The sequence below is a fragment of the Halobacteriovorax sp. RT-2-4 genome (assembly GCF_047085445.1).
GTDB lineage: Bacteria > Bdellovibrionota > Bacteriovoracia > Bacteriovoracales > Bacteriovoracaceae > Halobacteriovorax_A.
Genome location: NZ_JBKIXY010000001.1, coordinates 849,021 through 861,658, shown reverse-complemented (window position 1 = coordinate 861,658; position 12,638 = coordinate 849,021). Strand labels below are relative to the sequence as shown.

The window sequence follows — 12,638 nt, the reverse complement described above, 5'->3', positions numbered from 1 at the left end:
GAAGAGTATGGCAGAAAATAGTGTATGGAAAATGTTAGAAGACCTTTCAACGAAAAAGGGGATTTCTGAAATTGTAATCAATGGAACAAAAAATGTTTTTGTTGAAAGAGGAGGAGAGTTTATTGGACTTAACGTACCTCTTAATAAGAAAGATATTCTCGATTTCTCAAATGAAGTGGCACTATTTAATAAGAAGAAATTTTCAAACGAAAATCCTATCTTAGATGGAAGACTTCCAGATGGTTCACGTATTAATATTATTAGTGAACCATATGCATCTCAAGGTACTTCAATCACTATTAGAAAATATCTTTCAAATAATTTCCAACTCGATAAGCACTCTCAGCTTTTTGGAATTAATGAAAAATATATTCCTTTCTTCAAATCACTTATTAAGGCCAAGAAAAATATTCTTATTTCTGGTGGAACTGGTTCAGGTAAGACGACATTTATGAATATGCTTCTTAAGGAAGTTTCTCCTGATGAGAGAATCATTACAATCGAAGATACTCTCGAGTTAGTTGTTCCTAATACAAATTGTGTAAGGCTAGAGGCCGGACTAACTAGTGGACAAGAGGGGCTTTCGATGAGCCAACTCGTTAAGAATACACTTCGTATGAGACCAGATCGTATCTTTATTGGTGAGGTAAGGGGAGCTGAAGTTTTTGATATGATTCAGGCCATGAACACTGGACATGATGGAAGTATGACTTCGATTCATGCCAATTCTCCTGTGGAATGTTTACAAAGAGTAGAGGCCCTCTTTTTAATGGCAGGCTTTGATCTTCCTTATCATGTTGTTAGAAAGTATATTTCAACAGCAGTTGACTTCATTATTCAATTAGGACGTACTGATGACGGCCGTAGAAAAGTTACGCAAGTGCTGGAAGTCAATAATATGGAAGGAAATAATATCCTTACGACTTCAGTTCTTGAAATTGAAAATGGTGAGTTAGTATTTGGCGGTGCGGTTCCAAACCTTGCAAGTGAGTTAGCTCGAAAAGGTGAATTACCAACAAATTATTGGAATGAGCTATAAGATCATTGTTGCATCAATTTTAGTGAAAATATTATCACTAAGTTCGTCTTTATTTACTGCTGTTATTAAACAGTAGCGATCGATGTCGAGAATAAAGGCTGCATCGTCAGTAATAACTAAGGATTCCTTTACGCCTTTTAACTTCAATTTATGAGCAGCTTCATTTAAGCGGCTATAATCATTTTCGCTAAAGTGAATTTGGCGCTCAAGCAGGCGCTTTTTTGCATGTTTTGAAATTGTTAATTGGTGTGTGACTCTCTCCATATAACCCTTCCTGGCCTTGGCCTAAATGACTCTAAAGTCATTGTGGCACTTTGCTTGGCGCAATAGTAGGTAGGCAAGGGTAAAGAAAATCTTATAACTTCTTCAGCTCATTAAGCTCTAATAAAATCCCAAGCTGCTGATGTCTTAGGTTTTGGCATCCTGATTTGAAGTAGTAATTTCTCGTGTTCTTAATAAGTGATTTAATTCGATTTCGAATGTCGTCATTTACTTGAGAATTTTCTGTGATTTTCTTTTTGATACTTATGAATTCGCGAGTGTTTTCATAAGCCAGGTTTTGGTCGAGTTGCTCACATGGCAGACTTGCGTACGCCTTGATTGAAACTAAAGTTACAGTTGCTGATAGCAAAATAGACTTCATGAAAACTCCTTGTGTGAGTCCCTCTCTCTCATCTACTTCTATCAATAGCATACTAAGATGCAAACTTACACATTAGTAAGAAGTTGTGATATTTTTTTCACCTTCCATGATCGCGACACCAGAACTCGTTCCTAGTCTTTTTACACCCATTTCTAGATATTTACGTGCATCCTCAAGACTTCTAACCCCACCAGAGGCTTTAACTTCACATTTTCCTTGAGCCTCATCAATCATTATTGAGACGACTTCAGGATTAGCTCCTTCACTTGAGAATCCAGTTGATGTTTTTATGAAGCTAGCACCAGCACTTATGGATGCTTTGGCCGCTAAACGAATTTCTTTTTCATTTAAAAGACATGTTTCAAAGATAACCTTTACAACTTTTCCGTTTGCCGCCTTAACCACTGCGGCGATATCTTGTTCAACGTACTCAAGATTACCTTCTTTTAGCCTTCCGATATTTAGAACCATATCAATTTCATCAGCACCTTTTTCGATGGCATCTTTAGTTTCAAAAACCTTTGTTTCTGTCGTCATGGCGCCAAGTGGAAAACCAATAACTGTACAAATAAGTGACTTACTTGGGTCAATATGCTTCCTTGCTTCGAGGATATTACTTGGATTTATACAAACTGATTTAAAGCCATACTCATTAGCTTCTTGGCATAGCTTTTTAATTTGTAGGCTACTTGCTTCAGGCTTTAATAAAGTGTGGTCAATAAATTGAGCGATGTCTTGCATAGTTGTCCTCGATAGAAATTCTTTTATTATTTTCTTAACTAATAGTGCCAATAATTGCTAATATTTGCAATATGTCACTTATTAAACGCGGTCCATTTTTTATTCACCCGCTCTTTATCTTTATATCGAGCTTGGTGGCCTTAGGTATTTCTTTATATCTCTATATTTCTTCTTACTTAGAGGTTAATGCCAAGTTAACGGACTTTGTTAAAAAGTCGAATATTCCTCTTGTTCAGTTCCAACAAACTGAAACATGGGTAATGATCTTAATTCTGTCTATTTTAGTTTCACTTATTATCGTTGGCTTTAGTATGGTTTTTTATTATTACCAAAAACTTCGCCAGCTCTATCGTATGCAGCAAAACTTTATTAATGGATTTACTCACGAACTAAAGACTCCCGTTGCTTCGATTGCAATCTTTATTGATACTTTAAAACGCCACAGCTTTGAGAGAGAAAAGCAGTTGGAATATCTCGATATTATGAGACATGATACAGAAAGACTTGGTGATAATATTGAGCAAATCCTTCAACTTGGGCGTCTCGAAGAAAAGAAAGTCGAGCCTGATTTAAGACAAATCAATATCCGCCAGACAATCGAAGAGTTTGTTCATCGTAATCGTCATAATTTCTCTGAGCTTGATATATCGTTTGTACATCTTGATAATGAAGAATCAATCGAATTTGATAGCAAGCTTTTTGATATTCTATTAATGAATATTTTGACTAATGCAATTCGCTACAATAGCAAAGAAGTGAAGACAATGGAGATCATCTTTCAAAAAGGGAAACGTTTTAGTGAACTCTTCTTTGTTGATAATGGTGATGGTGTAGAAGAAAAAGATTTGAAAAATATTTTTAAAAAATTCTACCAAGTTGGAAAGTCATCAAAGGGAAGTGGTGTCGGACTTTATATGGCCACTCAAATTATGAAAATTCATGGAGGACGCATTAGCGCTGAAAGTGAAGGTGTCGATCAGGGGATGACATTAAAGTTATTATTTAAAAATAGGGTTAGTTAAATGAGTCGTATTTTACTTATTGAAGATGAGCAAAATATTGCGAAAGGTATTATCTTAAACCTCGAATTAGAAGGCTATGAAGTCGTTCATGCAAATCGAGGAGATTTGGGAATCAAATTTTATAAGGATCAAGAGTTTGACTTAGTTGTCTTGGATCTCATGCTTCCGGTAATAAGTGGTGAGGATATTCTTGTGCAAATACGAGAGATTAATGAGAAAACACCAGTTCTTGTTCTTTCGGCAAAGGATAGCTCGAAATCAAAAGTGCGCTGTTTTAATTTAGGTACTGATGATTACTTATCGAAGCCTTTTAACTTAGATGAGTTCATCTTGCGAGTAAAGCGTCTTTTAAAGCGCTCTAGTTGGACAAAAAAGGAAGTCACTATATATAAATTTGGGGCCAATGAAATACACTTTTCTGACTTTAAAGCACTCTGCCAGGGAGAGGAATATACTCTAACAGAGCAGGAAGTGAAGATTTTGACACTTTTAACGCAAAATGAGGGTGAAGTGGTTACGCGCGGTGAGTTACTTGAATTATTAGGCTACAAAAAGGATTCAAATACTCGTACCATTGACAACTTCATTGTACGTTTTAGAAAATACTTTGAAGAGAACCCTAAGGAACCAAAACATATAATAAGTATCCGATCTGTCGGATACAAATTTATTAAATAATAAATAACTAAATAGAAATGGAGTAATAAATGGGAATTTTAGAAGGAAAGAAAGTTCTTGTCCTAGGACTTGCAAATGACAAGTCAATTGCATGGGGAATTGCAACACAAATGAAAGAACAAGGTGCACGTCTTGCGTTTTCATATCTTAATGAAGCACTTCAAAAAAGAGTTGAGCCACTAAGTGAACAAATCGGTGGAGAGTTTACATTTGAACTAGACGTTCAAAATGAAGATCATATGACTCAGATGGCGGAAATCGTAAAAGAAAAATGGGGAGAGGTTGATGTAATCGTTCACTCTCTAGCATTTGCTGATAAAACTGATCTTAAAGATCGTTTCCATAAAACAAGCCGTGAAGGTTTCAAGATGGCACAAGATATTTCAGCATACTCACTACTAGGTGTGTGTAATGTTCTAAAGCCTATTATGGCAAAAGATTGTTCAGTTATCGCTCTTACTTACCACGGATCAGTTAAGGTTCTTAATGGTTACAATGTAATGGGTGTTGCCAAAGCATCTCTTGAATCAACAATGAGATACCTTGCAGATGATCTAGGTCCAGAAGGAATTCGCGTAAACTGTATTTCAGCAGGTCCAATTAGAACTCTTGCTGCTTCTGGTGTTCCAGGGCTTAAAGGTTTCCTAAATGATGTTGAAGAGAAGTCGCCACTTCGTCGTAATGTTACTCAAGAAGATGTTGGTGGAGCAGCGGTATTCTTAGGTTCTCGTCTTGCTAACGGTGTTACTGGACAAGTTCTTTACGTTGACTCTGGTATCTCGATCTTAGGAGCTTAGTTTTGACTAAAATTTCTAGTTGGAACGTCGCAGGTCTTAGGGCCTGCGAAAAAAAAGGTTTTTACGATTGGTATTTAGAAGATAATTCAGATGTAATCTGTCTTCAAGAAACGAAGGCATTACCTGAACAATTAAGTGATCGCTTAAATAATCCTGATAACCACGAAGTGCTAATTGCTCCTGCTGAAAAGAAGGGCTATTCAGGTGTTGCTACTTGGGTTCGAAAGGGGATCAATGTTAAGCACACGATAGGGCTTGGAATTCCTGAGTTCGATTGTGAAGGCAGAACGATCATTTCTGAATTTGATGATTACATTCTTTTTAATTGTTACTTTCCAAATGGACAAAGAGATCACGCTCGAGTTCCATATAAGTTAAACTTTTGTCGTGCTGTTGCTGATAAAGCATTAGCTCTAAAGAAGAAGACGAAAAAAGAAGTTGTGATTTGTGGAGATTATAATACCGCGCATACGGCAAATGATCTTGCAAATCCAAAGACAAATACAAAGACGACTGGTTTTCTTCCTATTGAGCGCGAATGGATGGATGAGTTTAAGGCCCAGGGCTTTACTGATTTGTTTCGCGAGTACACTTCTGCTGAAGAGAATGGCCACTACACTTGGTGGACTTACCGCGGAGATTGTCGTGCAAGGAATGTAGGCTGGCGTATTGATTACTTCTGGTCAACTGATGAGTTTGTTTCTCGTGTGAAAAACTGCTGGCATCAGCCAGATGTTATGGGAAGTGATCACTGTCCACTATCGATTGAATTTAAATAAAAAAAAAGCCAGCATAAGCTGGCTTTTTTTATTTGATCAAAGTCGAGAGATATCCTATCTATCAAGTTCGATTGTGAATGCTAGTGCTAGTTTCGCAAACTTTAGAGCGTGATCAGCTGTTCCACCCATATTATCTAGAGTGTCACGAGATGAGTGGATTTTTCCATTCATTTCACGTTTGCGAGTTTCAAATGGTGTTGAAGCAGGGAAGCCTTGAGCAGTCCATGAAGCATGATCTGAACAAGCATAACCACAAGTATCACGTCCCCAAGATAGTTCTGGAAGATACTTATCTAATAGAGAACCTAGGAAGTTATTTTGTGCTTCGTTTGTATAATCTGTGATGATTGTGATGTCATCGTTTGAACCATTGAAGTTTGTCATATCAAGTTGCATAACACCAACAACGTTCTTACCTTGTCTTTTAAAAGTTTGTGCAATTTCTTTAGAACCTAGAAGACCAACTTCCTCGGCAGCATAAGACATGAACATAATTGTTTTTTCAGGTTGGTAACCACTTTGAGCTAGTGTTTTTAAAACTTCAGTAACCGTTGCTACACCTGAAGCGTTATCATCGGCACCTGGTGCGTGAGCGTTTGTGCGTCCCCACCAACCTGCGATTGAGTCACCGTGACCACCGATTACAATAACATCATCACTCTTACCTTTGATTGTCGCAATAACTGATGGTTGTGGGTATGAAGAGTGGTTAAAGAAATCAACACTAATATCAGAACGGTGTGATGTTAGGCTTGTCCAGTGATCTTTAAGCCACTGTTGAGAATCAACACCTGTTTCAGATTTATAATATCTGTTATTGTAGCTAGAAAGCTTTTCAATAACACTTCTTATTGAGCTTTCTTTTGCATTTGCAATGGCCGATCTAACAAGATCTTCTTGGTTGATTGTGTAATCAGCTAAGAATGCATTAATATTTGAGTTTTCTTTTTGTTCTTTTACGAATTGAAGTGCTTCTTCTTTCGTTTGAAACGCAAAGAAACCACCACATCTTTGATGCTCTTCGTGTGCAAGGTGAGAGATCTCAGCTTGCTCGCTCATAATTTTTGTCTTAGCAATAACAAGGTCTTTTTCAACCTTAATAATATCAATTTGCAGATTCGAGTGTAGACTTTGCGTTGACTGGAATAAGTCCTTTCCTGTCACGATGTAGTTGTGCTCAAACGCATGAGTATTAATTGTAAGTAGTGAGAGTCCTGCTAGTAACTGAACACAAATCTTGCGTGTAATTTTCATCTAACCTTCCTTGGTTATTTTATAACTGTAACTAAATTATTTTAGGGCCAATCAGATAATTAAAATAGAGATAGATTCTGTTATCTTCTTACACAGATGTTGGAGAAGACGTCTAGGAAGGGAGTTTGGGCGCTTTGCGCCCAAATAATTAATATTGAAATTTTGTTTGAATTAAATCAACACTTTTACGTACATTTTCTTGATCGATCCACTGAAGGCATCCGTGTCCAAGACCGCAAATCCATTTATTCATCGGCGCATTAGCATTTTGCACTGACTCATATAGGTCCATCCACTTCTTCTCAAGAGTCTCCCATGGAAGTCCTAGATAAGCTGGTTCAAGGTTTCCTTGAATATAATAGTCATTTCCTAGAGTATTTAAAACATGACCAAGGTCATGACGCCAATCGATACCTAGTACATCAATATTGTCATCTTCAATCGCCTGTAGGTATCTAAGGTGAGTCATTTTTGAGTAGTAAATTACTTTCTTATTTGGGAATTCTTTTTTGAATTCAGCAGTTACTTTCTTAAGTACTGGTAGTACTTTTTGAGTGTAATCTTCAAAATTAAGCTCACCGGCTGCTGTATCAAAAAGACACATTGCGTCTGCGCCACCAATGGCCTGAGCTCTCATTTCTCCTAGTAGTTCTGGAAGAAGTAGATCGACAAATGCATCCCAACGTCCGTCATATAGACCAATTTTTGAGCTGTATAAGGCACCAGCATGAGATCCTTCAACTGCATATGTATAAAGAGTGAAAGGAGCACCTACGAAACCTAGAAGTGTCTTGTTACTTGGTAGAGCATCTTTAAGAAGAGTACATGCTTCTCCTTGGAATTTATAAAAGTTCTCTGCGCTATCTAAGAATTTAAGTGCTTTTACATCTGCAACAGTTTCTAGAGTTTTTTCAAGCTTTGGTCCTGGAGCATACTCTAGGCCCATTCCCATTTGCTCTAGAGGGAAGAGTAGATCTGAGAATAGAATGGCCGCATCAAATTTAAAGTCATTGATTGGGCCCATTGTTACTTCACATGCAAGCTCTGGTTTTTTACATAGCTCCATGAATGTATGATCTTTTTTCATACCTTGGTAGTGGTCGTGGTAGCGCCCAGCTTGTCTCATAAACCATACAGGTACAAATTCTTTTCCATTTTCACTTTTGCGATCGTTAAATAATCCCATTTTTATTCCTTTATAATAAGCTTGTAGCCAATTCCGCGAACACTTTGAATCTCAAGTGAGTTCTTTGAGTCACTCTCGGCCCATTTTCTAAGTTTAACAATATAGTTATCTACAGTACGTTGTGATGGAAATTTATCCTCACCCCATACTTCATCAATAATAAAATCTCTTTCAACAGCTTCATTCTTTTTCTTTAGTAAGATTTCTAGAATGGCACACTCTTTTTGTGTTAGATTTAGTATCTTGCCGTCGCCATCTTGTACTTCAAATCGCTTTGGCCAAATTTTTAAATCACCAATAAGAATTTCTTCCTCAAGGGAGTCGATATTAGTCTTAAAGCTTAGTAGTCGATCCAGTCTTATCGTTAGCTCTTTTAGAGCAAATGGCTTTGTAATATAATCTTCGCCACCTGCTTCAAACCCTTCAACTTTTGTTTGAGGATCATTTAGAGCAGATAAGAAAAGAAGAATGAAGTCTTTTCTAAGCTTTCTAAAGTCTTTAGCAAGATCAATCCCATTTCCGTCTGGAAGTCCAATATCCATTAGAATGATATTTGGTTTGAAGTCTTCGAAATAGTAACGAGCGTCTTTAACATTCTTTGCAAGTCGGCATTCGTGACCGATGTCGCCTAAGTATTCACTTAGTGTATCACCAAGATTGTTATCATCTTCAACGACAAGAATCTTTCCGAAGTTATTCATCTTTACCTCCGTCACTTTGTTCTGATAGTGGTAATTGAATATCGAAGATTAAGCCTTTATCTAAAGTTATATTAAATTGACCTTTCATCGTTTCAATTAATTTCTTCGAAAGGTATAGGCCTATGCCTGAGCCTTTCGTCGATTGGTGCTTGTAGAAAAGCTTCCCAAGCTTTTTGACATCACCACTAAAACTGCCGCGATCATGATATCTGATATTTACGGCCTGTCCTTTAGTACTGATCGTAATTTCAACTTCATTCGAATCAGTATGTGAAATAGTATTTTCTAAAAGGTTTTTGAAAATGATACTTAGAGCAAACTCGTCAGCTTGAAGGCTAATGTTTTTTACTTCCTTAGTTACCGTAACATTCAATTTATTTTGGTAGCCACTCTCAATAATATTTTCTAGGAAATGACCTACTTCAATATCTGTACAATTTAAGTTTCCACCTCGCTCTATACGTGAGAGCTGTAGGATTTTATCCATTTGATTCTCTAGTCGAATCGTATCGTCAATTAAGCGAGTCGTAAGTTTTTGAAGTCTTTGGTTTGAGTCTTTTTCAACTTCATCTTTAATGACTTCAGATTGAAGTTTTATGCTTGCAAGGGGAGTCTTAAGCTCATGCGTAAGCCCTGCAAAGAAAGCTGCAATCGAGCGATTCTTTCTCTGGTCTCTGATAAAGAGGAGAGTGTGAGAGCTCACTAGAATGAGAATAAGGACCAGAAACGTAATTCCTTCCCATTTAATTAGTGAGCCTATGTCTGGGCCCTCTGTGATATTAAGTTTTGCCAAGCGGTCACTCATTTTAAAAATTAAAAAGAGCCACCACAAGCCAAAGAGCCCAATTAGTCCCGTCGTAATCGTTGAGATTAAAAAGAATGGAGAAGAAGCTTTCTTTAGTTCCAAAGTCTGTTCTCTAAATCCTTCGCAACTTCTTCGTTATGTGCAAGTGAACCAAATCCAACTTCATATGCATTTGGAGACAGGTAAATTCCCTTTTCAAGAAGAAGTTCAAATAGTGGAACAAAGTCTTCACCAATATTGCCTGGAATATTTCCAACTGACTTTATCTTATCTCCTGGAACGATCCAAAATAGAGAAGAGTGGTGAATTACGTTGTAGTTTGAAAATTGACCATCGTTATATTCAGCAAGCCACTTCTTAAAGATATTAACAATTCTTAGAGTATTATCTTCAAGCTCTTGGTAGCTCTCTTTTGTCATTTGTTTAAGTGTCTCAAGTCCACCAACCATTGCAAGTGGGTTTGCACTTAGAGTTCCAGCTTGGTAAACACCACCAACAGGAGCAAGGTGTTCCATAATTTCTTTCTTGGCCGCAATTGCTCCAACTGGAAGACCACCACCAATTACTTTACCGTAAGTAACGATATCTGGAGTGATTCCAGTCAGTTCTGCCATACCACCAAAAGCAACACGGAAGCCTGAAATTACTTCATCAAAAATTAGAAGTGCATCATTTGCTTTTGTGATCTCTCTTAATCCTTCAAGGAATGCTTGGTCTTGAATTAAGAGACCATTATTTGCCGGAAGTGGCTCAACAATGATTGCAGCGATTTCATCTTTGTGATCTTCAAAGCATTTCTTTACACCCTCAAGATCTTCAAGCTCTAGAATTAGAGTGTCATCTGCAACACCTTTTGGAACACCAAGAGAAGAAGACTCAGCAGCACCAGCAAGTCCTGATCCCGCTTTAATTAGCATGGCATCAACGTGACCGTGGTAGCAACCATTAAACTTAATAATTTTATTTCTTCCTGTCACACCACGTGCAAGACGAAGTGCTGTCATAACTGCTTCTGTTCCCGAGTTTACAAATCTGATTTGATCAACATGTGTAAGACGAGAAAGTAGGTATTCAGCTAGATCAACTGAATATGGTTCACAAGCACCATAACTCCAGCCACGACCTAAGGCCTCAGTTAGTTTTTCTTTTACAGTTTCGTTTTGGTGTCCAAGAACGAGTGGCCCAAAGCTCATGCAAAAGTCGATATATTCTTTACCTTCGATATCTGTAAAGTAAGCACCTTTAGCGCTTTTAAAGAATTTTGGTGTTGATGTCATTCCTTTGAATGAACGAACAGGTGAGTGAACTCCACCTGGAACCATCTTCTTACTTTTTTCAAAAATTTCTGTGTGCATATTGCTCATATGTAATCCTTTTATATTTATTTTTTTAGCCAAGCTTTAAATTCTTCCATACTCGCGAATGGACGAACAGTAACGCCTTCTTTTGAAAGTTGTTCAAATGTTTTACCAAGTCCACAAGCATGAAATTTGTCTTTTAACTCTGGAAGGTGTTCAACATAAGTTTTGTATTGTGAGTAACTAGTCCAAAAGAATACATCGCACTGTCTAAGCTCATCTAAGAATGTTTCACGAATTTCTTTATTGCTCTTTTCATATGATTCAAATACTTGTCCATAGTCAGAGTAAGAGTCTTTATGTGTTAAGATTGTTAGCTCTTGTTTAGGGCCATTTAAAACTTCAATGGCTTTTGAGCTGCGAATCTTGTCTAGTGTGTCTTCTCCTAGGCCATCACATGATCCATGAACCCACTGGCCATTTTGAGCAAGTAGCTTCCAAGTTGAAGTACCAGCAGTATAAACAGCTTTACCGTGATTCTTTAGAAGGCTTACACCATAGCGCGCAGAAAGAAGAACGTCGTTATTTGGAACGCGAGCATTCTTTAGGGCCTCTTTGTGGATTAGCTCACAATAGATATATTCTTGTTCTCTGTGGTCAGCATGCGGAAGACCAATGAATGCCTTTGCCTTAGAGGCTGGTGCAGGGAAGCTTCCTTCAAGGTGTCTTTCATAGATTACCTTGTCATCAACTTTTCCCTTATGCGTATGAATATAATAATCACCTTTTTTTGTGACATTGATACCAACTGCAAGGTGACAACCGCCTCCATAGCTTGCAAATGCTTTACGCTCACGGCTTACTTCACTTACTGTATCTTTGTCTTGAAGCTTAAAAAGTTTTTCTTCTAGTACTCCGTTGTCATCACGGTTTTCTAAACATTCAATTCCAAGAGCTCCTTGAGAAGCGGCAGCTGGAAATTGACTGTGAGGTAGAACAGCATAAGTCATTCCCGAAAGTAGAACCTCAAGCTCTTTTCTTGAGCTTTCTGTAATAGCAAGTCTTTCGATACCAGGCATTGCTAGAACGATCGCATCGTAGTTGTCATCTCTAAGTTTTTGAATACGTGAGTTTACATTTCCACGAAGCATCTTTGTTGATACTTTTACATTGTCTCCATAAGGTAAGAACTCCGATAAAGAGCTTTCAATATTAACAATTCGACGTGGAGAAGAAGTTCCAACAACAAATTCTGTTAGTTCTTTGGCCATTAACTTACTAACAGTCTCTTCCTTAATTAGGAGAATATCGTAAGCATAGTCACGTTTCGATATTGCTGCTAGCTTTATTCCTTCCGGTCTATCACTTCCAAGATCTTTATATGAGTGTACGACTAAGTCGATTTCACCTTGTAGTAGGGCCGCATCTAATTCTTTAGTGAAAAAGTCTTTCCCTTCGAGTTGCCAAAGTGGCTTATCAACAATCTGGTCACCTTGAGTCTTAATTACCTTTAATTCAAACTCGTCACCAGTTAGTTCTTCAAGTTGATCTTTTACTTGATTACATTGAGTCAGGGCCAATAGTGAGCCACGTGTTCCGATGATGTATTTCAAAATAAATCCTTGTTTATGGTGTGAACGTAAAATACATTAGATAACTTACTTTTTTGTCATGAAATTGTCATTAAAACCAAGC

The 12,638-nt window shown here is 37.5% G+C and carries 14 protein-coding genes; 5 read left to right on the top strand and 9 right to left on the bottom strand.

Going from position 1 to position 12,638, the window contains the following annotated elements; genetic code table 11:
* Positions 1 to 7 precede the first annotated feature (7 nt).
* Positions 8 to 1,039, top strand: a complete 1,032-nt coding sequence (locus ACMAYL_RS03945) for a CpaF family protein (RefSeq protein WP_103216826.1) — start codon at positions 8 to 10, stop codon at positions 1,037 to 1,039.
* Here ACMAYL_RS03945 and ACMAYL_RS03940 read toward each other — a convergent pair.
* The 3 genes from ACMAYL_RS03940 to deoC all read right to left on the bottom strand — a co-directional run bounded on the left by ACMAYL_RS03940 (position 1,034) and on the right by deoC (position 2,423).
* On the bottom strand, positions 1,034 to 1,303 hold the full coding sequence (locus ACMAYL_RS03940; protein ID WP_103216827.1) for a TIGR02530 family flagellar biosynthesis protein: 270 nt from the start codon (positions 1,301 to 1,303) through the stop codon (positions 1,034 to 1,036). The two genes, ACMAYL_RS03945 and ACMAYL_RS03940, sit on opposite strands and share 6 nt — an antisense overlap.
* A 91-nt stretch (positions 1,304 to 1,394) precedes the next feature.
* Complete coding sequence (locus tag ACMAYL_RS03935) at positions 1,395 to 1,682, bottom strand: hypothetical protein (RefSeq protein WP_103216828.1); 288 nt, start codon at positions 1,680 to 1,682, stop codon at positions 1,395 to 1,397.
* Positions 1,683 to 1,754: 72 nt separating this feature from the next.
* Positions 1,755 to 2,423 (bottom strand): deoxyribose-phosphate aldolase, encoded by a 669-nt coding sequence (deoC, locus tag ACMAYL_RS03930; protein WP_412469714.1) that lies wholly within the window; start codon positions 2,421 to 2,423, stop codon positions 1,755 to 1,757.
* A gap of 71 nt (positions 2,424 to 2,494) precedes the next feature.
* Between deoC and ACMAYL_RS03925 the strand changes: the two genes are divergently transcribed.
* The 4 genes from ACMAYL_RS03925 to ACMAYL_RS03910 are packed head-to-tail and all read left to right on the top strand — an operon-like array spanning position 2,495 to position 5,699.
* Entirely contained in the window at positions 2,495 to 3,445 is a 951-nt protein-coding gene (locus tag ACMAYL_RS03925; protein WP_392991450.1) for a sensor histidine kinase, read from the top strand.
* A complete protein-coding gene (locus tag ACMAYL_RS03920; protein ID WP_103216831.1) occupies positions 3,446 to 4,123 on the top strand; it encodes a response regulator transcription factor in 678 nt (225 codons plus the stop codon). It abuts the gene before it with no gap.
* Positions 4,124 to 4,152: 29 nt separating this feature from the next.
* The gene (locus ACMAYL_RS03915) at positions 4,153 to 4,920 is read left to right on the top strand and encodes an enoyl-ACP reductase (RefSeq protein ID WP_103216832.1); all 768 of its coding nucleotides are present in this window, start codon (positions 4,153 to 4,155) and stop codon (positions 4,918 to 4,920) included.
* 2 nt (positions 4,921 to 4,922) lie between these two features.
* Positions 4,923 to 5,699, top strand: a complete 777-nt coding sequence (locus ACMAYL_RS03910; protein ID WP_392991453.1) for an exodeoxyribonuclease III — start codon at positions 4,923 to 4,925, stop codon at positions 5,697 to 5,699.
* A gap of 54 nt (positions 5,700 to 5,753) precedes the next feature.
* Here the strand turns inward: ACMAYL_RS03910 and ACMAYL_RS03905 are convergent, their stop codons facing one another.
* The 6 genes from ACMAYL_RS03905 to hemC form a co-directional block, all read right to left on the bottom strand.
* Positions 5,754 to 6,953 carry a M20/M25/M40 family metallo-hydrolase gene (locus ACMAYL_RS03905; RefSeq protein ID WP_103216834.1) on the bottom strand — a complete coding sequence of 400 codons (1,200 nt, stop codon included), beginning with the start codon at positions 6,951 to 6,953 and terminating at the stop codon, positions 5,754 to 5,756.
* Between the two features lie 148 nt (positions 6,954 to 7,101).
* The gene (locus ACMAYL_RS03900) at positions 7,102 to 8,139 is read right to left on the bottom strand and encodes a uroporphyrinogen decarboxylase family protein (protein WP_103216835.1); all 1,038 of its coding nucleotides are present in this window, start codon (positions 8,137 to 8,139) and stop codon (positions 7,102 to 7,104) included.
* Positions 8,140 to 8,141: 2 nt separating this feature from the next.
* Complete coding sequence (locus ACMAYL_RS03895) at positions 8,142 to 8,840, bottom strand: response regulator transcription factor (RefSeq protein WP_103216836.1); 699 nt, start codon at positions 8,838 to 8,840, stop codon at positions 8,142 to 8,144.
* Positions 8,833 to 9,747, bottom strand: coding sequence for a sensor histidine kinase (locus ACMAYL_RS03890; protein ID WP_103216837.1), 915 nt, complete (start codon positions 9,745 to 9,747; stop codon positions 8,833 to 8,835). Before ACMAYL_RS03890 ends, ACMAYL_RS03895 begins: the two co-directional genes overlap by 8 nt.
* Entirely contained in the window at positions 9,738 to 11,009 is a 1,272-nt protein-coding gene (locus ACMAYL_RS03885) for a glutamate-1-semialdehyde 2,1-aminomutase (RefSeq protein ID WP_233189681.1), read from the bottom strand. Before ACMAYL_RS03885 ends, ACMAYL_RS03890 begins: the two co-directional genes overlap by 10 nt.
* A 17-nt stretch (positions 11,010 to 11,026) precedes the next feature.
* Positions 11,027 to 12,556 carry a hydroxymethylbilane synthase gene (gene hemC, locus ACMAYL_RS03880; RefSeq protein ID WP_412469712.1) on the bottom strand — a complete coding sequence of 510 codons (1,530 nt, stop codon included), beginning with the start codon at positions 12,554 to 12,556 and terminating at the stop codon, positions 11,027 to 11,029.
* Positions 12,557 to 12,638: the final 82 nt, after the last annotated feature.

Coding starts and splice junctions, on each gene's coding strand:
- ACMAYL_RS03945 (WP_103216826.1), top strand. CDS start 8: ATGGCAGAAAATAGTGTATGGAAAATGTTAGAAGACCTTTCAACGAAA.
- ACMAYL_RS03940 (WP_103216827.1), bottom strand. CDS start 1,303: ATGGAGAGAGTCACACACCAATTAACAATTTCAAAACATGCAAAAAAG.
- ACMAYL_RS03935 (WP_103216828.1), bottom strand. CDS start 1,682: ATGAAGTCTATTTTGCTATCAGCAACTGTAACTTTAGTTTCAATCAAG.
- deoC (WP_412469714.1), bottom strand. CDS start 2,423: ATGCAAGACATCGCTCAATTTATTGACCACACTTTATTAAAGCCTGAA.
- ACMAYL_RS03925 (WP_392991450.1), top strand. CDS start 2,495: ATGTCACTTATTAAACGCGGTCCATTTTTTATTCACCCGCTCTTTATC.
- ACMAYL_RS03920 (WP_103216831.1), top strand. CDS start 3,446: ATGAGTCGTATTTTACTTATTGAAGATGAGCAAAATATTGCGAAAGGT.
- ACMAYL_RS03915 (WP_103216832.1), top strand. CDS start 4,153: ATGGGAATTTTAGAAGGAAAGAAAGTTCTTGTCCTAGGACTTGCAAAT.
- ACMAYL_RS03905 (WP_103216834.1), bottom strand. CDS start 6,953: ATGAAAATTACACGCAAGATTTGTGTTCAGTTACTAGCAGGACTCTCA.
- ACMAYL_RS03900 (WP_103216835.1), bottom strand. CDS start 8,139: ATGGGATTATTTAACGATCGCAAAAGTGAAAATGGAAAAGAATTTGTA.
- ACMAYL_RS03895 (WP_103216836.1), bottom strand. CDS start 8,840: ATGAATAACTTCGGAAAGATTCTTGTCGTTGAAGATGATAACAATCTT.
- ACMAYL_RS03885 (WP_233189681.1), bottom strand. CDS start 11,009: ATGAGCAATATGCACACAGAAATTTTTGAAAAAAGTAAGAAGATGGTT.